At 59.6% G+C, this 21,503-nt stretch carries 15 protein-coding genes and 1 tRNA gene; 1 reads left to right on the forward strand and 15 read right to left on the reverse strand.

Annotated elements, in window-relative coordinates:
- Positions 1-5: 5 nt before the first annotated feature.
- The 12 genes from AC5P7R_RS02440 to AC5P7R_RS02495 all read right to left on the reverse strand — a co-directional run bounded on the left by AC5P7R_RS02440 (position 6) and on the right by AC5P7R_RS02495 (position 18,672).
- Positions 6-2,531: a PglZ domain-containing protein gene (locus tag AC5P7R_RS02440; protein WP_070426727.1), complete on the reverse strand. Its 2,526-nt coding sequence runs from the start codon at positions 2,529-2,531 to the stop codon at positions 6-8.
- A complete protein-coding gene (locus tag AC5P7R_RS02445) occupies positions 2,528-4,336 on the reverse strand; it encodes a DUF262 domain-containing protein (protein ID WP_049450101.1) in 1,809 nt (602 codons plus the stop codon). The genes AC5P7R_RS02440 and AC5P7R_RS02445 overlap by 4 nt, the downstream gene beginning before the upstream one ends.
- The gene (locus AC5P7R_RS02450; RefSeq protein WP_197653666.1) at positions 4,333-5,907 is read right to left on the reverse strand and encodes a type II restriction endonuclease subunit M; all 1,575 of its coding nucleotides are present in this window, start codon (positions 5,905-5,907) and stop codon (positions 4,333-4,335) included. Before AC5P7R_RS02450 ends, AC5P7R_RS02445 begins: the two co-directional genes overlap by 4 nt.
- A gap of 353 nt (positions 5,908-6,260) precedes the next feature.
- Positions 6,261-8,153, reverse strand: a complete 1,893-nt coding sequence (locus tag AC5P7R_RS02455) for an Eco57I restriction-modification methylase domain-containing protein (RefSeq protein WP_049450105.1) — start codon at positions 8,151-8,153, stop codon at positions 6,261-6,263.
- A gap of 13 nt (positions 8,154-8,166) precedes the next feature.
- A complete protein-coding gene (locus AC5P7R_RS02460; protein WP_070426724.1) occupies positions 8,167-9,606 on the reverse strand; it encodes a DUF7017 domain-containing protein in 1,440 nt (479 codons plus the stop codon).
- Positions 9,603-11,693, reverse strand: a complete 2,091-nt coding sequence (locus tag AC5P7R_RS02465; protein ID WP_070426723.1) for an ATP-dependent DNA helicase — start codon at positions 11,691-11,693, stop codon at positions 9,603-9,605. The genes AC5P7R_RS02460 and AC5P7R_RS02465 overlap by 4 nt, the downstream gene beginning before the upstream one ends.
- 17 nt (positions 11,694-11,710) lie before the next feature.
- Positions 11,711-15,340 carry a BREX system P-loop protein BrxC gene (gene brxC, locus AC5P7R_RS02470; RefSeq protein WP_070426722.1) on the reverse strand — a complete coding sequence of 1,210 codons (3,630 nt, stop codon included), beginning with the start codon at positions 15,338-15,340 and terminating at the stop codon, positions 11,711-11,713.
- Between the two features lie 28 nt (positions 15,341-15,368).
- Positions 15,369-15,944, reverse strand: a complete 576-nt coding sequence (locus AC5P7R_RS02475; RefSeq protein ID WP_049450111.1) for a BREX protein BrxB domain-containing protein — start codon at positions 15,942-15,944, stop codon at positions 15,369-15,371.
- Entirely contained in the window at positions 15,925-16,713 is a 789-nt protein-coding gene (locus tag AC5P7R_RS02480; RefSeq protein ID WP_049450114.1) for a DUF1819 family protein, read from the reverse strand. The genes AC5P7R_RS02475 and AC5P7R_RS02480 overlap by 20 nt, the downstream gene beginning before the upstream one ends.
- Positions 16,714-16,715: 2 nt before the next feature.
- A complete protein-coding gene (locus AC5P7R_RS02485) occupies positions 16,716-17,216 on the reverse strand; it encodes a BrxE family protein (RefSeq protein WP_032968954.1) in 501 nt (166 codons plus the stop codon).
- Between the two features lie 62 nt (positions 17,217-17,278).
- The gene (locus AC5P7R_RS02490) at positions 17,279-18,190 is read right to left on the reverse strand and encodes a BrxR family transcriptional regulator (RefSeq protein ID WP_223224815.1); all 912 of its coding nucleotides are present in this window, start codon (positions 18,188-18,190) and stop codon (positions 17,279-17,281) included.
- A gap of 391 nt (positions 18,191-18,581) precedes the next feature.
- Positions 18,582-18,672, reverse strand: a tRNA-Ser gene (locus tag AC5P7R_RS02495).
- Positions 18,673-18,836: 164 nt separating this feature from the next.
- Here AC5P7R_RS02495 and AC5P7R_RS02500 point away from each other — a divergent pair.
- A complete protein-coding gene (locus AC5P7R_RS02500; RefSeq protein WP_019659519.1) occupies positions 18,837-19,541 on the forward strand; it encodes a PP2C family protein-serine/threonine phosphatase in 705 nt (234 codons plus the stop codon).
- A 110-nt stretch (positions 19,542-19,651) separates the two neighbouring features.
- On the opposite strand, the gene dnaQ is transcribed toward AC5P7R_RS02500, so the two are convergent.
- From dnaQ to AC5P7R_RS02515, 3 genes are read right to left on the reverse strand one after another with little or no spacing between them, the layout of a single operon-like run.
- Positions 19,652-20,383, reverse strand: a complete 732-nt coding sequence (gene dnaQ / locus AC5P7R_RS02505; protein WP_019659520.1) for a DNA polymerase III subunit epsilon — start codon at positions 20,381-20,383, stop codon at positions 19,652-19,654.
- 4 nt (positions 20,384-20,387) lie between these two features.
- Positions 20,388-20,840, reverse strand: coding sequence for a ribonuclease HI (gene rnhA, locus AC5P7R_RS02510; RefSeq protein WP_019659521.1), 453 nt, complete (start codon positions 20,838-20,840; stop codon positions 20,388-20,390).
- Positions 20,841-20,853: 13 nt separating this feature from the next.
- The gene (locus tag AC5P7R_RS02515) at positions 20,854-21,498 is read right to left on the reverse strand and encodes a class I SAM-dependent methyltransferase (protein ID WP_019659522.1); all 645 of its coding nucleotides are present in this window, start codon (positions 21,496-21,498) and stop codon (positions 20,854-20,856) included.
- Between the last annotated feature and the right edge of the window lie 5 nt (positions 21,499-21,503).

Here is a 21,503-nt window from a genome sequence, read left to right on the forward strand (position 1 = left end):
AGGGCTCATTCCGTATAGTCGGTTTCAAGCGCCAGATTGCTGTAGGCAGCCAGAGTCGTTGGGTTCAGCGCTTTGACCGAGAACTTGCCTCTGAACTCATCATCCATTCGCAGCGCAATCTGCTTGCGCTGGCCTGGCATCAGGGTCAAAGTTCTGGTCGCGGGGTTCACATCGCCACCTGGGCGCGGCTCTCCCACCACATTGCCCTTGCTGTCTTGCGCTTCCAGCAAGATCTCCACGCTCATGTCTTGCGAGAACATGTCGTCGGCCACCAGTATCACTTCGATGACCGGCAATCGCGTAGTTATTCGTTTGGCGCCGTTCTTGTAGCTCAACTCCACCACCACCTTGCGCAGTTCCGCATGAGCAGCGGTATCCAACCTGGCCACCAACACCGGCACAACGGCCTCGGCCAGGGATGCTCCGCCGTGGAAATACAGGTGCCCTGAGCGATAAGGCGCCATGCTGCGCGGTAGTGCCACTTGGGTGAAATCACCGCGAATGCCGACCTTCTCTGCACTGACAACCAAGCTGTGACCATCCGCTGTGCCGTCGCCCAGCATCATGCGGTCATGGGCATTCACCGGCCACTTGCCTTGCGGTTTCACGCACACATCGCCAGCTTCTGCTTGCGCGTTCAGGAAGAAGCCGTGGTCGGTGACGATGACCGCCTCTTTGAAGCCCATGCCACGCAGCTTATGCAGTGCCACGCGGATCAGCTTCAGCGTGCCAGGGATCAGCCCGAGCGTTGTCTCTGGGTTGCTTTCCAGTTGGCTGTCGATTTCCGTGGAGCGAAGCACCAGCAGATCGACGGTCTCCGCGATCTTCGGCTTACCACGGACAAAATCATTAAGCGGCATTTCCGCGAAGCGATCTCCATACCGCTTGGCCAGCACATTCATGCGCTGCGGGACGTTGCCCACCGGCGCCCCCGCCAGCTTGGGCAGGAGTGAGTCGCTCTCCAGCGCCAGGGTCAAACCCGTGCGAGCGCCCGGCAGCAAGCTCGCCATGCCCACTAGGGTGATGGTCGGCAGCTGTGCGTAGGCCGCTTGCAACTCGACGGGACCGTCTTCCGCCAGCAGCTTTTCGAGGGCCACGCCCAACTCGTAACGCAGGGCGTCCACCATCAGGTAGGCCACTTTGCGTCCGCTTTCCTTGAGTCGATCAGCTACCAGCCGATCAAAGGCATCGGCATTGGCCAGGCGCCCAGTCGGCGGCCATCCCGTAGTCTCGACGTGCTTCACGAACACGCCCTGGACCTTTTCGGCCAGGCGCCGATAGCGCGCTCGAGCCTGGCTGATCACTTCATGCATCAAGCCGTGCTGGTCGAGGAAGTCGCCTGCGGCTTGCTCAAACTCGCGCTGCAAGCGATCTGCTTCACGCAGACTGCCCAGGTAGAAGTCAATCAGCTCCGCTTGCGAGCGGGCGTGATCCGGTAGCTGGCGCTCAAAATCGTCGCAGGCCTCAACCAGGCTCAAGCCAGACCGCACCAGCTCCCACTGGGCCTGGCTTTCGCCCTTGCCGAGCCATACCGAACTCTTGTGGCGGGTCAGCACACGGCGCGTGGCATCGGTGTCACCGCTGACAATGCCCTTGATCGCAGTGCGCAGGAAGGTCCGCTCTTCGAAGGGGAAGGTGTCGCGTTCGCCCAGGTCTTCAATCGCACCGCACAGATCGGTCAGGTTGAGCTCCGCCTCGGTGGTCTCGGCGCGCTCGATGTATATCGCGCGTGACTTCGGGTCGCTGCGCAGACGGTCGCACACATCCTCGACGATGGGTTTGGCTTCCATCGGTGCGTGCGGCACCCCCTTCAAGGTGTCCGGCAACGCCACCGGCAAATCAAACACGAACTCGCTGAACAGTACGTAGCGCCACAGCTCATCCGCCAGGGCGGACCAGGTCTTGCCGCGCGTTTTCACGCTCAGGCCCAGAGTGGCTCGGAGGAAATCAAGCGCCTCTTGCACCCAGCCCTCCTGCCCCTTGAGTGCCTCGGATTGACTGGCACTCGGGGCCAGCAGTGCGGCCAGAATCTCGCGGCCCGACTCCACCCGCAATGTGGCTCGCAACTGGGGCCAACTCACACCGCCGCCAATGGCGTCAATCACCGCATACTGCGGTCGTGGTTCGCGCACAAATAGGCTTCGAATTTCTGTCGCGTAATCTGGCTTAGCACGCAGGCACAGGCTCAGATACTCGTCCCCATCATCTTGCGGGAACACCGCGCCGCATTCTGCGTATACGGCGAATGGATCAGCTTGCTTCTGCTCGTCGGTTTCTGGGCGCTTGGTGGGCACATAGATCAACACACCTTCCAGTGGCGCCTTGGGTTGCCCCACCTCGCGCAGTGCCAGCAGCGCAGCCTCGCGACTTTCGATGCTGCTTTCAGATGCATCGATGACCCGAACCTTCTCGGCTGCTAGGTCGAAGCACTGCTCGCGGTAGCGCTTGTCGGCGTCATACACCACCAAGGCACCCGCTTGCTTAAGGCGCGGCCGCAGCACGCTTTCTCGAATGAATTCTGCAATCGTCATTTGTTCTCCCGCAGGCTCAGGATGGACATCACCTCCTTGAGCATCTTGTCTGTTCGCGCCGTAATGGCGGCCTCGTTCCAATCATCTCGGCTGGCCAAGTCGGCATTCAGGTACAAGCCGTTGCGGTAGCCAATGAAATCACCCTGATCGTTCTTGCGATCGCGCTTCTTCAAGAATTCCATCGTGCCGAGCTTGGAGTTGTAGCCACTCAGGGTCAGGTTGCCGAGCTGGTGCGCACAGCGCTCGCGAATGGCAGCCGCAGTGCCTTTCTGGTTCCCTTCGAGCATCGTCACCCAGCCCGGCCCCAAGTTTTCGGTCTTCGGCAGGATGTGTTCGACGGTAAAAACGGGGCGATCATTGGCGTCATGCACCCACAGGTCGCGTTTGTTTTCACGGGTTTGGTGTGTCTCTTCCAGCTTGCAGAGCATGAACCGCGTGGCGTCGTAATTCTCCAGGTACACATCGCCCTTGAGGCGCGACTCGCAAACATCTTGTGGGGCTGCCCGTCCCAGCAACCAATTACTGCTCTGCTGGATGAAGCCGTCCAGCGCCGTGATCTCGCCACCGCGAATCTGCGTCAGCAAGTGGCTGACCAGTTCCATGAACATCGGGTCGAGTTCGCGAGTGGGCGGCATATCGGTGAGGTTGCGCCAAAAGAACCACTTGGTGAGCAAAGCGGCCAGACGGCTCACCGCATCACCCTCAGTCCATTTCTGGCTCTGCGCCACCTGGCTGGCCCACAGCAAAAATGCGTAAGCCGGCGCGGCTCCCAGGCGCTGCAAGTCTTGCAAGGCCGCTGCGGCAGCGTCGCCCCATTCCGCACGCGCCACGGCGGGGTTGAGCAGTGCCGAGTAGGTTTTGCCCTTGGCTTGCAGCGCGCCGAACAGCCAGACCGGGCGCTTGCGCAGCAGGGTGTCGTAGATCGTGATCAGGTTCGAGCGCGTGGCGCGGGTGCAGCCTTTGACCTCGACCCGCTTGAGGTACTTGAACATGTTGTACAGCTGACGCAAAAAGCGCTCCTGCACCGCCGGGTCGGGCAACTGGTCGATCAGGTCTTTCCACTCGTCAAACGCTCGGTCAATGCCGTAGTCCGGGCGCTTGTCCAACTCGGCCAGCAGGTTGTTCTTGATGATGTCGATGGCCGAGAGCGGGCTGCCCCGGTTGTTGATCGACTCGAACAACATGAATGCGTCGGAATGGCTACGCACCTCGATCTTGACCAGCATGGCCGCTTTGAGCTTTTCCAGCAGGGCCAGTGCGCTGTCCTGGCTGAGCCCTTCCAGTCGCTCACAGAAGTAGCGGTAGGCGCGCGCAATGCGGCGGTTTCCGAAATTGCTCAAGCCCTTCGGCGCTTTCACCTGCTTGGGAAACAGATCGCTCAGCACCTTCTGGAAATCTGTCTTGTTCTGCGCTTGCTCGCTGGGCTCCAGACGCCACTGGCCAGAAGTGCGGACGAAGATGCGGCTTTCCAGGTTGTCCAGCTCCACCAGCAGACGGCGATCCGGATTCGGAATGGCATTCAGCTTGTCGTAGAACGCACAGAACAACAAGCTGATGGTGGTAAACCGCTGCTGGCCGTCGATCAGCTCAAGTCGGCCGCCGGCCATGCCATCTTGCTGGGTGTTCACGCAGATGATGGAGCCCAGAAAGTGCCCACTGGGCGACTCCTCCAGGTCGTTGAACAGCGCGTCCCAGTTCTTGCCGCCCCATACATACTCGCGTTGGTACTTGGGAATGAAGAACGACGTGGTCCCATCGGGGCTGAAGTAGAAGCTGACCGGCAGCGCTTTGACATCCTGAATCATTCATCACCCCCGGCCTTCTTCTTGCCGCGCGCCTTCTTGGGTTTGGCCTCGGGCTCGATGTAGAGATCCTCCAGCCCATGCGCGATAGCCAGAGACTTGTCAGTCTTGCACTTCTCTCGAACACGATCGGGCCAGTAGTTCATGGCGAGGTGCGCCCAGTCGTAGTCGCCTTTCTCTAGCTTGGCCCAGGTGTCCTTGAGCACCTTCTGCCATGGCTTGTGCCGGAACAGCGGCCACAGCGGTGCGGCGCTGATCTGCACGCCGTCGTCGTGGTTGGGGTTGTAGGTGGGCGCCAGCTTGAGCAGGGTGTCGCGCAGCTCGATCAGTTCCAACTCGAAGGCTTGCAGCGCCTCGAACTGCTTCTCGTCGTCACGAGTGCGGGCAGAACCCATATTGCGCAGCACCGTCACGTCGCCACCGACTTGTTTGAGCTTGGGCTCAACGAAGTCATTGATGGCGGTGTACAGCGTCTGGCTGGTAAGGCTGGGGTAATAGACCCACAGGGTGTAACTGCCGGACGTCGTGGACAGCGGCCAATAGATGGGCGCTTTGCGGCGACTCTTGGAGTAGCGCTGTAGATGAAAGGCGAAAAAATCCCGTTGCAGCCAACGGCGCACGTCTTCCGGTACGGGCACCTCGACGCGAACAAGAATTTCCTCAATCAAGCGCGCGAGGTCATGCGGGTGCCCTCGGTCGTCAACCAGGATGCCCGCATACGCATGAAAAGGTGCGGTACCGTCGGGGAGCATGCCGGGGCTTTTCGCCGGTAGTGGTTCGAATGGTTCTGGCTCAGCAGGCGTAGCGCGCTCACCCGTAGCCAGGCGCCAGTCGAAGCGGCCAAAGGCCACGCCGACGGCCCAGCTCAGTAAGCCAGCCGTTTGGTCGATTGGCGTAGCGCTGTCATCGTCCTCGCTCTCCTCGTCTCTGCTGGCTTCTACATCGCCCTGGTTGGCTTCGACGTGGCTTCCCTGCACGGTAGTGCGGTCGGCTTCGCTAAAGCCATAGAGATCAAAGGCAATGGCGTCGATCTCTGACTGAATGCGAGCCAGCTCAGCTTCAATGGCTGGTGGGTCGTAATCGCCCAGGCGAGCGCGCAGTGCACCGGGCAGCGCAAACGCGTGAGACGTCTCTTCGATGGTGTCCAGGGTGCGCTTTAAGCGCCAATACTCCCTCCCCAATACAGCCAATAAGTGCTTCGAATCCGTTGAGATATCGGGTATCGGCGTCCGCTGGACTGTCCCGATTTCGTACGAACGTGCAGCCGCATCCCCCGCTGCAAGCTGCAAACCTATCAATCGCAAGAAAGGGGCTGATATACAGACAGAAAGCAAACTCAACAGATCATCGTCATTATGCTCTTCCAAGAATGCAGCCGGTCCCTTATGACCGAAAACAGCACCGGCAGGCATAGCCCGCATACCGAGTTGACTTGTTGTTCGAGCCGGCCAAGTAATGCCTGGCTGTAAGTAATAGGATTCTCGGTGAAGAACCCAGTCCGCATCACCGTTCAAATATGGGTATTTCTTGAGGACTTCCGCTTCCATTTCAGCGGCGTTATTGGCCCAATTCACGAGAAGCGGGACGTCCGAGTAAACGGGAGAGTACCCACCGCCTTTAGCGTAGGGAAACCAGAGTCTCTGATCAGCACTACACTCCCACGAAGTACGGACAAATCTGAAGTTGTCGCTAGTGGCTGCCCCTTTGAATATTCTCCGACCATTCGACTCGAAAGGAGGGGTTTGGCCGAATGCCTCTAGGAAACACTGAGCCTCCCAATACGAAAATGGAGAACTCGGAACCATCGAGAATACAGATGTGTCACGGACATAAACCCTAGCATCTAGGCCGCCAGCTCTCACTGCCCGGACTACTGAGGCCAACTCTTGCTCCTTTTCAGAGCTTGCCAATAATCTCAAGAAGATCGTCACGCGGCTTTCTCCAATACGTAAGCGGCGGCTTCGACCATCGCGTCGTCCATCACGCCATGCCCCAGGTCGGCCATGACTACTGGCTTGGCAATACCCAAGGCCACCTGCTCACGCCACTTCTGGAAACTGGAGAGGAAGAAACAAGTGCGCGAGGTGATGGCGCCGATGCGACCGCCGGGGCGCAGCAGTTCCAGGCCACGCTCCACCATAATGGCCAGCAAATCGTTCTTGCTGCGCGGATAGGCTTTGGCGAGTTGATCCTTGGTCTTGGCAGCCAGCGCGCCAAACGGTGGATTCATCACCACCACATCAAACACTTCTCGGCACAGATCGATGAGCCGCAAGCCCTGTAGCGCATCCTGCGCAAATAGGCGCCCTTGGTACGTCGACTTTGCCGCCTGGGCAAACTCAGTAAGTGCCTCGCGTAGTCGCTCCTCCGCTTGCTGCCAGTTCTCCTGCTCCTGCACAGCAAACAGGCCGGTGCCTTTGCCCACATAGACCTGCCGAATCAAATGCGGCAACTCGCGCTCGACCTGGAGCAGCACTCCGAGCTCCGGCAGGCCCTTGAGCAGTCGCAGGGTCTTCTCGAACAGCTCGGCGTCGCGCTGATCGAGGTTGGTCACGAACTGCTGGCGCAACTCACGCTCTGCCGGCGGTGCAATCGCGGCCACCACATGCCCCCGCCCGATCAGCGGGCGGTCTTTGGCTTTGACACCGGCATCGTGCCAAGCACGCTGTGCCCGCAGCCATAACGCCAATGAAGCGATTTGCGCGGCACGCGGGTCGATATCCACGCCATAGATGTTGTGTTCGATGATCAGGCGCGGCACATCTCGCAGAAATGCAGCCTCATCTTCGTAGGTCTGGCTCATTGGCTTGAGTGCAGCCTGGGGTTGGGTCGAAACATCCAGCGAGCCGGGGCCGTGCTGCTGCTCCCAGGCCCAGGCCTCGCGATAGATCTCAGCGAACAGGTCAAATGCATACAGACCAAAGTGCATGGAGCCGCAGGCCGGGTCCAGCAGCTTCAGCGTGCGCGGATCGCGCAGCTTGGTAGCGGCCTGGCGCATTTCGTCGGGCTTGACCAGCAGGTACTGACAATGCTCGCGCAGATCGGTATCGCCTCCCGTGGCGTTGAACCACAGCCGACCCAAGGTGTTGTCCACCAGGAACTCGACCACGTAGCGCGGCGTGAAGAACTGGTTGCGTACCGCCAGCTCGCGGCTGTTACGCGGCGCCTGCGACGCATCGCGCATCGCCTTGCGCTCTTCTTTGGAGTTGAAGTACTGGTAGATCCAGCCGATGGTTTCGTCCTCGCTCCATAGCGGGGCGATGTCGGCATCGTTGATCAGGTTGAGCACCTGCAGCAGCGCGGCTTCGCGCGGGAACAGGCGACCCTGCGGTGAGTAGCGGTCGAATAATCCAGGCAAGTCCTGGCTCAGCTCATCGAACACACTGAACAGGTAGGTGCGATAGGCATCGCCGGTTTCGCCCAGGCCGGTGCCAGCCAGCCGGGCGTAGAGCTGAAAGCCCTTGGCCTGGAAGCCGTTGCCGACCGACTCAACCAGTAGGCCACGCGCCTCCGCCATGCGCAGCGCCGCCAGGCGGTTGAGCACGGTAAAGGCTTGCTCGCGGACGATGCGGTCCAGCCCCTGGGTAGCATTCATGTCGCCACTAGCGGTGTAGTGGGCCAGGGTGTCGCGCAGGATGCGGGCGGATTCGCGCTGGGCGTCGTTGATATGGCGCAAGCTGGCTAGCTCCGCCACGGTGCCCGCGTTCGGGTCCATGCCATAGTCGTTCTGCAGCTGGCGGGTGAATTCCTCTTCCAGCACCCGGCGCGCATCGTTGACGAAGCGCTGGAGGCGGTTTCTTGTTGTTTGGTCGAAGGCCATGTATGCCTGTCTCTTAGAAGTCAGCGGAGAGCTGCTGCTCTTTTTTCTCGATGAATTTCACAGCACGCCAGCCGGTCTTACCCTGCTTGTTGGTACGCCGAATGGCCTGACAGGTGACGTCGTATTGCACCTCAGGAGTAAAGGTCTCTGCCATCTCTGGGGCGACGAAGACGTCATCTCGGCTGGTGCTGATGAATGCAAATGTTTTTCCCTCCTGCCTATTCAAAGTGCCGCTAAAAATTTCAAACAGGCCAGGAATGGTTTGAACCTCTGATATTCGCCAATCCAGAGCTTGGCCTTCAACCTCTGCACGCCCAATCTCCACTACAGTACCTGGCAACAAGCTTGCCACTGTGGGAAACTTTTTATGCAAAAGCCCGAGGCCGGTAGCGGCGCCGGTCGCTATATAGCTGAGCCCCTTTTCTGCATTGATGTGGTCAATGACACCGCGAGTGTAGGTAAGGTTTTGTCGGTCCAGTTGTTGAAGCAATGCACGTGCACTGGACTCAGCTTTCGGCAGCGGCTGTAGAGAGTTATTGGCGAGTGCGTCTTGATACCAGTCACTGGTAAGCAGTTGATGCAGTTCCTGGGGCACCTTATAGGCGTGCTTTTCCCTGTACTGCAGTGCCAGGTTCGCCTGTAGTGCTGCCTCATTGAAACGGCCCGCAAGCGCGAGGCGCTGTGCCAAATGGATTCGAACCCTTGCGACTTCCTGCTCCTCCCGAGCCAGCTGGGTTGCATGGGCATAACAAGTCAACGCATCCTGTGGGTGCTCAACTTCCAGGATCTCGCCTAGTAGCGCCCATGGCCAAGCCGCGCGCGACTGTCGACGTAACACTGGCGTCAATCGCTTGATCGCAAGGTCTGGCTCGCCGTTGGCCAGGTGCAGTTTGCTCTGGTAGTAGTTGAGCCATTGGTCGTTTGGCTCATTCTTTAGCGCTTGTTCCAAAACGCCAAGACCCCACTCATTCAGCGTCGGATCCGACTGAGGATCGACAGCCTTAGCCACTGTCTCACGACAGACGGCACGTATGAAGCGTTTATACAAACTATCTACAGTCTTTCCTGCCTCATTGACGAAAGGCTTCTTGTCCTCTTCTGAAAAACTTTCGTTTCCCACCCAGCGGGCAAAAAGAAGAAATTCAGACCAATCCTTGGATGCCTTCCCCGCAAGGCGAAGAAATTGTGAAAAAGCACTATCGCCACGCAGTGCGTCAGCCATGTGCGAGAACTCGCGCATGTCCGGTGACAGTTGGCCAGATAACGCCGCAGGAGATAGCTGCTTTGTCTCGTAACGATCGACGATTTCTTTTACATGGTCATACAGCGCCCATGCGTAGGCTCGAAGAAACCATACGTCAGCATTGTTTTGGGGGTACTCCGACCTGGCCAAATCCAGGGCTTCTGCATGCCGTTTTTGCTTGCGAAGTGCAAAGATTTCACTGGAGCTCACTGGTTTTCCTCTTTTTGCGCCGTCATCAAGCGCTGTACTTCCTCATAGAGGCCGTGGCTACTGCCTGGGCCGCCGACTTCCTGAGCAGCCGTCCAAGTAAAGGCGCCGTCGTAAGTGAAATCAATCTCACCTTTGCGACAAGCATCAGCAAAGCTCAATCGCAGCCGATACGGCATCGACTTTTGACCGATACGTTGAATTCCCGATTCGGCAATAGCTTTATCCAGACCATCCAGAAACTCTTGTATGAACTGGCTTGGCTGCTCCGTGCTGGATTTGGCAGCCAGCACACCAAGCGATGTGAGCGCATCCTCCGCCAATTGACTATCTGATAAGGCGCCAGGAACAGATCCAGAGCGACTGACCTGTAATTTGCCATTGTAGTAATACTGAACTACGGCGCGTTTGCCATTGCGCGAAAGGGTGTAGCGCTCGCAATACTGCAAGTGCTGCAACTGTTCAATTTCGATGCCTTGAGCCCCCCACACCAGGCGTAACTGCTGATGGGTTTTCATCAAGGGGGCAATAGCGGGTGTGAACGAAAGCCTCTGCCAGTCTGGATCAGTCATGAGCTCCTGAAGTCCAGCCTTTTCAGGTTTTTCAGACGCGCCTGATGAGCCAGTCCAGGCGATGTCACCGGTGGGTGTGAAGTCAGGGGGATTCACGATGATCAGTTTCTTGGCTGCTCGCGTGATGGCCGTATAAGCCCAACGAAAGAACGATGCATTGCGAGAGCCCCTGCCGGACCCGAAGTCAACAAGGACAGTATTCCATTCCCCGCCCTGCGCCTTGTGACAGGTCATGGCATAGCCGTACTTGACCTGGAGCGCGTTGAAGTACGGGTCGTCACGGATAACTTTGCGGAATTCAGCCGACTTTGGATGCAGGTCAGGGTGGCGCTTTCGAAAATCTACCAAAAGCGCCCGCTGCTCCAACGGGGTCAATTCACGGTTAGGCGAATCTAGCAAGTTCTCTAGTACCAGGCAGTTTGTCTGGATGACGCTGCCATCCGCATCACGAAAAGCAACGGTGATATTGCGGAACCACAACTCAACATGGTGGCCTCCCTTGAGATTTACTGGCACACGTTGTGCGTCTGCTCCCACCTCTATGACCTTGACCAGATCGCCATTGCTGAGTTCGTGCGTTGTTGAGTTTTTGTTTATTAACAGCGTTTCGCCCACCTGGATAGGCAGACTGGCATCGCCCCAACGACGATCTCTGATGTTACGGTTGTAGTCCAGCGCATTGGCGTTAGAGTGCACGACTGCGACGTTAGAAGTTTTTGTCTGCAACCATTGAACGACCAGATCGACGGCTCTTTGGGCATCTACCTGTTCAATATCCTGTCCATTGGGCTGCAGTGAAAATTTATTGAACCGCTCGGCCAGCATCGCGTCGCGCAACTCCGTCGCGCGGTCGAGAATGGCACTGCCCTGCGCCTGACGCATGACATTTTTCAAATCGAACGAATCCACCTTCAACTTGAATTGCTCACTCAGATACGCATCTGACAAGGCCGGTGACGCATTTTCTCCAACCGGAGGTAGCTGCGCAGGATCGCCGACGAAAAGCAGCTTGGTAAGGTGATTCTTTGTGCGACCTGATCTGTTCATTCGGGCAAAGGTCACGATATCCAGGAGCAATCGGCCTGAACCGAACTGCATGAAATCACCGTGATTCTCCTTATCTCCAACCATTGACGATTCGTCGATCACAAACAAGGAAACAACCGGTTCTTCCTCCTTCAACGGGAAGATCATCCGCATCCCCGGGTCGTTAGCCGTCTCGGCCCCTTCATTCACCTCCAAATTGGTAAGCATGTAAATCGCCCGATGGATAGTCGACCCTTCGTATCCAGAGTTTCCAGTGATTTGCTTGATCTTGTTGCCCAGAATTCGGGCTGCCCGGCCTGTCGGTGCCAGGAGGCTGCAGGAAAGGTTCATCTCCTCTAGAGTTTTGACCAGTTGGGCAACAAGTGTGGTCTTACCAGTGCCTGCACTGCCACGCAGGACAAAAGCATCTCGAGTGTCATCAAGAAGAAAGGTTCTAATGGCATCCAGCGCGGCGGACTGCTCTCCGGTCAATTGTATTTCCATGCAGCTCACGCGCCCTGACCATGCATCACAAAGTTGATTTCCGCCTCTACATAAAGGCCAAGCTGTGCCTTGATTTCCTGTAGCTGTTGGATCAGCGCATCAATGTCCGCAGCCGACGTCATCGTCACGGGAATCGCGATCGACTTTGTCAGCTTGGCCGGACCTTCTTCTCCGTTTTTGACGCGTTCTTCCTCCATGCGCTGGCGCAGACGTTCCTGGCCCTGCCGCTGGATCGACCGCTTAAGATCGTCGAGGGTGCTGTTGATGTCGTAGTCGCGAGCCAGCAGTTTCTTAAGTCCGGCCAGATCCTGGGTGGCTGACAGAGCAAGCCCATCCAACCGGTTCACGGCGTTGCCGCGCTCCTCCTGGGTGAGTTCTTCCCACTCAGTGATGCGCTGCAGATCCTCGACCCCTTCCTTCAAACGCAGCTTTTGCTGATCGGAGAGCGTGATGACCGCATCGCGCAAACGGCCCTTCAGATGGGTTAGCTGCGAATTGAAGTCGGTGGTGTGTTTGTAGAAGTCTTCTTTGCCCAAGCGCTCTGACAGGGTTCCCAAGTCTTCGGCAAGTTCGCGGCGCAGCTCTCCTGGCACGCCAGTGTCCGGCAAGGCTTCGATGTCGCGACGATGAGCTTGCAAGTCACGCAAGGTAGCGTCGAGCCCATTGTCGAACGCTCGCTTCACTTCCAGCGCCCACTTGAGATTGTCGTAAATGGCGGAGGTTTCGGCACCCAGACGCTGTGGAGCATCTGACGCATCTGTAAACAGAACATCGGCAATGTCCTGGTTCAAAGTACGGATGCGTTCGCTACCCGCCAGCCCAAGGCCGCTGAGCTTTTCAGCCAAGGAGCCGTAATCGTGCTGGAAGCGCGTGAAGTGCTTGGCCGCCGCCTTGCTGATCTCTTGCTCAAGCGGGATCACCATGTCACCGACCAGTTCAGTGAGCCGCTCTGCCGCCCGACCGAGCGTTTCGATGGACGGGCGCTCGTCGCGCAGGGCCACGCCGATCTGCTTGAAGGAGTTGTTGGTCTTCAGGGCATCGATGGCCTGTTGCCCAGCGGCCGTGACTTCGCGTCCCGAGACCTTGAGCTTGATCTCTCCAGCCATAAGCATGGCCGCGACGATGTAGCGCGTGGTGTCCGGCGACCAGCCGAACGGGGCGCTGCTGAAGTCGTCGAGCAGGCGCTTGCCATCGACCGTGCCGCGCTTGTCGATGTAGTCGCGGATGCTGATCATCGCTTTATGGTCGGTTTTGAACGAGGCACGACCGGCCACGGTTTGCACCAAACCGAGCGGGTCCAGCGCGCTGCTGATGGCCGCGGGGTTGGCGACCTTCAGGAATTTCTCGGCGGTGTCGGTTCCGGCACGTACTGGGGCTTCTACGTACCGGTCGAACACCTGGTCAGCAACGTCGGAGAGCAGCTTCTTGGCGGCCTCCAGCAAATCAGCATCCAGTGCCGACACCGCCGTGGCCTGGCCGCGGAACACAAACGAGCCGGCTTGCAGAGTTTGTTTGATCTTGCTCTGGAGCTGGGTCGCCAGCTTGGCAGCACGGTCGAGCTGGCCGGTGCAGTAGTCCTTTACCTCTTGGTCGGGCTCGTTGCGGTGCAGCTCGGCAATGCGCTGACAGCGATAGATTTCGTTCGCCAGATCGTCGAGTTCGGAATTTGCGCGAGCCAAGAGCCCGATGACGTTTCGACCCGCCCGGCTGCGGGAATCATCCAGCATCCGGTTCTTGGCGGTGTCGTAGTCACTGGCTGGCACCAACTCAACAACGGTTTGGATGGTGCTCTGATCACCGGCCAGGCTGGTGATGGCGCTGCCGGCCTGGACCTTCAGGCCCGTTGCGACGGCCATCGTGCCGTGGAGGCTGACGCGAGGCAGCGGATCGAAGGACTCGCGCAGCGCATCGTTGAAGATGCGCTTCACATCCACGGTGCGCAACGCAATCGCGCCTCGCTCCTGCTCGATATCCCGCAGCTTCTCGCTGAGGAACACGAGGTTGCCATCTTTCTCGCCGAGCGGCACATGCACATCGTTCAGCATCTCTTCGACGGCTTTCTTGACCGTGTCGAGCTGCGAAGGTGCCGTGACGGAGGGATGCATCAGGCTGGCGACGTTCTGCACCGAGACTGGCAAGTTGCCGAGGATCTGCAACACGGCGACGGACTTGGCGATGTCCTGATGTAGCTGTGAATCCGGGAAGCGAATCTGCACTTTGCCGACCGCCTGGTGGATGGACGTGAAGGCACGGCGAATGTCCTTTTCCAGTTCGTCGTACAGCGTCACCGTGGTGGCCAGCCAGCCCACGGGCTGATCGGCCATGGCCTTGGAACCGCCTTCACCTTTCAGGACATCCTGAATTACCTTGATCGCAGAGCGTAGACCGATGCCGCCGGTGGACTTTGCGAGCGCGCCGAGTAGGTGCAGCAGGATGTCGAAGTGCGCCGGCAGGAACGGGTAGAGATTGGTGAAACTCTCTTTGCTGAAGTCTGCGTCGTAGTACTTAGCGTCCTGCAGCTTGGTGTTGTGTCGCAGCGCCTGACCATGGGCATCGAAAAGCTTGCCAAGCTCGGTCTCGCCCGCTGGCGATTTACCGAGCAGACGGCGGTAGCAAATCTCTTTGATGTCGCTCGATTCAAGGTCGATCTGAATCGGGAAGCGGTCTTTCAGCTTGTAGAGCTTGTCGGAGTTCAGCGCGGCGCGCGGGTCGTCTTCCGTCAGCGTCTGCTGCGCGGTAGAGATGATCCAGGCCTTGCCGTCGCCCAGCCTCTTGAGGTTCTTCGCCAGGCCATCAAGGTTGAGGATCAGGTTGTCGCGTGAGGCCACGTACTGGCCGACTTCGTCGACGATGAAGATGATGTTCTGCTTACCACTCTTCTCGCGGACGATGTCGATCATCTCTTGCACGCGCTGGTCTTCGAACTGGAAGAAGCCTTCGGTGCTGGACGAGAATGACTTGGCCTCCGGGAAGAGTGCCGGGTACATCTCATGGGCGATTTTCGGGATCAAGCCGTCGATGGCCAGTGGGTTGTTCTGCACGCGAGCCCAGGTGGCACCTGGCAGCGCCTGGGCGATACGCTCATGGAGTTCGGGCGTGCGACCGTCCTTCTCGACCATGCGCTCAAAAGCGGCAACCTTCAGGTTGCGCGAGTAGCCAGCCCACTGCAGTACCTTGAAGTAGAGGACGGTGGAGACGTCTTCCATCGTGGCGCCAGCGAGCATTTCACTGGCGAGGTCCAGCATGACCACTGCAGCCGGGAAGCGCTTCGCTACAGTGCTGAGGAGCGCCTTGGTCTGTGGCTTGTGCAGGCGGTCTTGCAGGTAGTTGATGAACGGCGTGCCGTCGATGGTGCGCTGATCATCAAACGCCAAGCCGAGATACTTGGTGAACGAGCTCTTACCGGAGCCGTAGAAGCCAGAGACCCAGACGCCCACCTCATTTTCGCCACCGGACTCCATCGCAAGCTGCATGCGATCGAGGAGCTTGCGGAACTGCTCCTCAATACTCTCGGTGACCACGTATTCAGAGATCTCAGCCTTGAGGCGGCCTTCTTGCGAGGCGCCATAGGTGATGACCTTTTCGATGGTCCGGTAGATGTCCTTGCTTGGATCGAAGAGTGAGCGAATGGTCATAGGTTTGTCCCAGGGTTCTTTTGTCTGTTCAGCCGCCGACGTGGACGGAGCGGTAATTGCCGTCTTCCGGGTAGAAGCCGAGAAACTTCAGGCGTGTCTTGCCGGTTCGCACGCCGGGGTACAGAAAAATCGTCGGTACGTGAAACTTGCCCTGGAGCTGGCTTTCGATGGCGCCGATGCGCATAAACGGATGCAGTGCCTCAAGATCCGTTACCAACAGCAGCGCGTTCTGCTGGGCTTCGAGCGGCTGCAGGGCATCCTCCAGCCGCTTCAGCAGGCCGTTATCCGCCGTCAGGATGTCCGCCAGCGCCTTGTTGGTACGTGGCCAATCCAAGGGCGCTGACTTGTCCTCCATCACGCACAGCGACCAGAACGGGTCGTCTTTCAGTAGGGCCCAGATCTGTTCAGCGATGGAGAACGTGTGCACGTCCCAGCCTTCCTGGTGCAGCTTGGCCACCCAAGCGGGCGTTTGCCGCTTCACCTCGAGGATCTGCTCTGGTGGGAAGACAAGGTAATAAATCGGCTCGAAGCTCGCATGGCCAAGCTCGCGCCCGTGCCGGATGCGCTCGCGCAACTCGTCGAAATCAGCCTTGAGTGAGGACATCGCAGAGCGCCTCCATGTCTTGTTGTTTCCAGCTGATGCGGATCACGTCGCCAGCAGCCTGGACGATGAGCAAACCCTTCAGCGAGAGTCGTTTGATTTCTTCCAGCACGTCTTCGCGCGCCAAGCCAAATAACTGCCAGTCTTCGTGAGTCAGCAGGGCGTTATCACCGACACAGGAAAAATGCAGTTCGTAGGCCAAGTACGCGGCCACGGCTGGCGAAATACGGAACGGCAGGATGCGACGGCTTGAGCGCAGTCCACGTTCGAGCATTCCGTAGTCGGCGCAGCATCCGGTCAGATAGGCGGAGACACGCCGTACAGTGGTTTCCGACCAGCGCTTGATGGTCTTGCCGTCATCAATGCCGCGCTCGACAAAGGTCCGCGCGTCTTCATTGGTGATCTGTGTGTATCCACCGGCGTATCGAGCCCAGTAAACATGGCGCACGAAGTCGCCAAGGATCGGGTTGGCCCGACTCGTAAAAACGAGCATGAGCTGCGTCAGGTCAGCCGTGGATATCGTTGCGGACAGCCGCTTGAGATGTGCTGCTGGTGCACCACCTGCCACGAGATAGCGTGGAGCGAAGCATTCGACGACGATGTTGCGAAGTCGGCGCGCGGTAACGGTGGGGAATCGACCCGATTCCAGTGCGACCTGATGCAACTGGTTCGCCGACATGCCAGGCGACCACAGGTCGAGCAGCGTCTTGGTTTCGTTGACGAGCCCAAGGCCTGCTTGCAACTGAGTCGTGTAGGGCGTGTTGTCGGCCACGATCACCCCACCAGATACGGATAAGTTTTGGCGTTCTGTGTGAACGCCGATAGATAGGCCGCAGCGATAGCCTTCAGTGTGTCGGTGGAATCGAGATCCTTGATGCCCCCGACCGCCGTTGGACCCACGCTGGAAGTGCCGCCCGTGGCAGCCAATCGCTTCAACGCATCAAGCGCAGCCTCTTTGCTTTGTGGCGCCTGGCTGGCGAGTTCTTCTCCCACGCTACTTTGCACGGTCGCGTGCAGGTCTTGCTCGACCTCTTCGGGCAACCGGAACAGGTGGTAGCTACCCACGCTCAAATGCTCGTCGTGCAATCGTCTGGCTGCTTCCAGCACACCGTGGTACTGAGCGAGGCGAGACGTTTTCGAGAAGACCGGCTCCAGGAAGAGCTTGTTTGATGCCTCATAGAACGCCGTTGGCCACCAGGCGTACTGAGCACGCTCGCCAAGGAAGCCGACAAGCATCCTCATCTGCAGCAATGTCGGTAGGTAGGATTCTTTCATCTCAATTCTCGTCATTCGTTTGTTCTACCGACGCGACCGGCGCCGGCAGTGGTAGCTATTGTTCAGTCACATTCCGCTCCTGCTCGGGCCGCATCCAAGGGTGCATACCCTGGTGCCAGCACGGCGTTCTTGACGCCGTACAAGGCCAAGTGGTCCTTCAGCCATAGTCTGTACTCCGGCCCACGAAGGCTGTGGTCTGCGGTGCAGTCGACGCTCCACTTGCGCAGGATGTAGCCGGCAGTCGCTGCCCGAAGCTTCATCTTCACCATGCCGCCAGTCATGCCGTAATCCATCTCCGCGATCTCGGGACGGGGTTGATTGGGGTGCGGCACCAACTCCAGTTCCACGATCCTGGTCCACTGGATGTCCTGATCACTCATCTCGTGGGGCGCCACTAGCTGCGCCTTAAGCGCCACGGGGCACTTGATCCGGTTAATGACGAAATCCCGGAATTCCTGCGATTTGCGGTCGAAGGCGCGGACGAGCCAGCGCAAGCCGTTGTCGATCAACGCGAACGGGACGATCTCCCGCTCGGTGCGACCACTGGAGATGGAGCAGTACTCAATGCCGAGCGGACACTCCTGGTGGATCGCCCGGGTCACGCTCGCTAGCACGTCCAGATCCGGATGCGCGAGCCGTGACGGGCTCTCGCTCATCACCCATGCCTTGAGCCGCATAGGCTCACCGTCGCCAAAGCCCTGGGTCAACCACGACAGCACCCGCTCCGGAGGGAAGTCGAAGATGGGCTGGAAGTCCGGCCCCAATACGTAGGACTTGACCTTGGAGTCGTAGTCGATGTTGCCCGAGGCCAACTCCTTGTACAGCGCCAAGTCCCTGGATGCGGCGGCGGACTGGATGCCAAACCGCGTGACCAAGTCCTGACGGCGTATCTCCCCGATGAAGCGCACGCGCAATTCCACGAACGCGAGACGATCGCGCTGTGGCTGGGTCAAATCTGTGAAGCGTTCGTTCATCATCCGTGTGCACCCGGAAAGATCGCACATCCGGGTCAGCAATTCCTTGTGGATCCATCGGTGAAAGCCTGCTATCCATCAGCAACTACCCGGACACTAGCATGATGATCGCACAAGGGTTGCATTTTGATAACCATCTTCCTTCGAAGCCCATCTCTACCTGAATAAGCTCGACTAGCGGCCATCAGGCCACAACAGGTATCAAGATTAGCTGCCATAAGCACTGGCATGCGAACGCTTTGACCAGCAAGGCCGATGCGCGCCGCTTATAGGCTCCAAGATGTCCAGAATGGTCCAGCAGCAGCCAGCTTCCCATGGCATACCAGATGGCATACTAGCTAAGCCAGAAATGAAAAAAGCCCTTGAAACTCAAGGGCTTAGTTCAATTATCTGGCGGAGAGGGGGGGATTCGAACCCCCGAGGCGCTATAAACGCCTGCCTGATTTCGAGTCAGGTACATTCAACCACTCTGCCACCTCTCCGGGTGGTCCCCGGCGAACCGGGGACGCGCATCATACGAGGAAGTGAGGCCGACGACAAGTCATTCCGGCCCATGAAGTGAAAATTTCCTGGGCGCATGCCTTGCCGGATGCGTGCGGCCACCCGATGATGCCTGTCTCCCCAGCAACACCCTGCCCCAGCCCCCATGATCGAATTCGGACACCTCACCCACCCCGGCATGCGCCGCGAGCTCAACGAGGACACCTACTACGGTGACAGCGAGCTGGCCCTGTGGCTGGTGGCCGATGGCATGGGCGGGCACGCCTGCGGTGAAGTGGCCAGCGCGCTGGCACGCGAAACCATCGTGCGCGAGATACGCCGTGGCGCGCCTTTGGCCCAGGCCATCCGCACCGCCGACGAAGAGATCATCCGCACCTCACGCCGTCGCAATGACAGCCTGCCGATGGGCACCACCGTGGTCGCCGCGCGCGTGCAGGGCAACCGCTATGAAGTGGCCTGGGTCGGCGACAGCCGCGCCTACCTGTGGCGCGATGGACAGCTGGCACAGCTCAGCCAGGACCACAGCGTGGTGCAGGAACTGGTCGCGCAGGGAAACCTGACCGCCGAACAGGCGCGTGCGCATCCGCATCGCAACGTGGTTACCCAGGCGCTGGGCGTGACCGATCCGGCACACCTGAACGTGGCCACCACCAGCGGTGAACTGCGCCCGGGAATGCAGCTGCTGCTGTGCAGTGACGGCCTGACCGAGGAGGTGGACGACCGCAGTATCGCCCGCACCCTCGCCTACGAAGATGCCAGCGCGCAGGAATGCGTGGACACGCTGGTCGCAGCCGCACTCGACGGCGGTGGCCGCGACAACATCAGCGTGATCCTGGTGCGCTGCCATTGACCGGTAGATCCACGCCACGCGTGGATGCGGTAATGCCGGCCGCTGGCCGGCTCACCGGGAAACCCCGTATCACGTAGATGCCGGCCAGCGGCCGGCACTACCTCGATGTATTACGCGCTGACGGGTTCTTCCACCTTCGGGCCATCCCACAGCGCGTGGCCGGCCTTCTTGCGCAACCGCTCCAGCCGCGCGGCATGCGCTTCCAGCTCCGACGGCGTGGCCACTACGCGCGGGCGCGGCAGCAGCTTGCTGGTATCGAAGGCCTGCAGCGCCGCACCGGCGCCACCGCCATCGTCATCCCCCAGGCCGAATCCGATCTCTTCCTGCCCCGAGGTCAGCGCGATGTAGACGTCACCCAGGATCTGCGCATCGAGCAGGCCGCCATGCAGCGCACGGTGCGAATTGTCCACGCCCAGCCGCTTGCACAGCGCATCCAGCGAATTGCGCTGGCCCGGGAAGCGCTCGCGCGCCATCACCAGGGTATCGATCACCGTGCAGCGATCGGTGATCTTCCCGTACTGCGGGCCCAGCAACGACAGTTCGTTGTCGAGGAAGCCCAGGTCGAACGCCGCGTTGTGGATGATCAGCTCGGCGCCATCGATGAAGGCAAGGAATTCATCGGCGATCTGCGCGAAGTCCGGCTTGTCAGCCAGAAACTCCAGGGTCAGGCCGGTGACTTCCTGCGCGCCCTGTTCGAACTCGCAGTCCGGCTTGATGTACTGGTGGTAGTTGTTGCCGGTCGGGCGGCGCTTGAACAGCTCCACGCAGCCGATTTCGACGATGCGGTTGCCCTTCTTCCACTCCAGGCCGGTGGTTTCGGTATCGAGGATGATCTGACGCATGGGCTCAGTTTACCGGGCTGGCGTCGCGGATCTGGATGGCCGCGTTGCGGGCCAGGGTATCCACCCGCTCATTGTCCGGATCGCCGGAGTGGCCCTTCACCCAGCGCCAGTCGATCTGGTGCCGCAGCGTGGCCGCATGCAGGCGCTCCCACAGCTCGCGGTTCTTCACCGGCTCACCGCCGGCGGTCTTCCAGTTCTTGCGGATCCAGCCCGGCATCCACTGGGTCAGCCCCTGCCGCACGTACTGCGAATCGGTGTAGAGCACGATGTTGCACGGCTCGGTCAGCGTCTCCAACCCGGAAATGGCGGCCATCAGCTCCATCCGGTTGTTGGTGGTGTGCGCTTCGCCGCCGCTCAGTTCACGCTCATGGCCCTTGTAGCGCAGCAGTGCAGCCCAGCCGCCGGGGCCGGGATTGCCAAGGCAGGAACCGTCGGTGTGGATTTCGATGGTTTTCAATACAACTCCAGAATCAGGTGGCTACGGTGCCGTGCCAGCGCACCGGCAGCGGTGTCGGCCCGGGCAGGGCCAGCGTGCGCTTTTCAGCATGGAACAGGCAGGCCGCGCGCAGTGGCGCCCACCCGCCCGGGCGACGGCTGCCGGCACCGCGCCAGAGGGGGCCGATGTAACGCATATCGTCGCACTCCAGCCCGTGGCGGCCGAGCAGCAGGCGAATCCGCTGCGGCGTGCGCACCACCAGTCCGTGCTGGCGCCAATGTGTACGGTAGGGGCTGAACGGGTTGAGGCTGCTCAGCCACAGGTGGCCGCCCGGCATCAGCACGCGCTCGCACTCATCCAGCAGCTGGTCGGCATCGCCGGTGGTCACATGCTGCAGCACGATCGCGTTGACACTCTCGTTGGCCAGCGGCAGCGGCAGTGCGCAGCGGGTATCGCCGGCATAGCCCTGCCCCTGCCGGAACAGGCGCAGGCCACGCCCGCCGAGCTGCGCATCATCAAGCCAGCACGCGCTTGGCGCGATCCACAACCAGGGTTGTGCCGGCAGCACTGACAGCTGCGGCAGCAGTAATTGCCGCTCCAGCACGCGCAGGGATTCCGCCGGTTCACTGTCGAACCACGGGGTCTGGCTCGCTTGACGGGTGCTCTGCAGCGCGGGCATGGTCC

This window comes from Stenotrophomonas sp. YJH_SMC_27 (assembly GCF_059369815.1).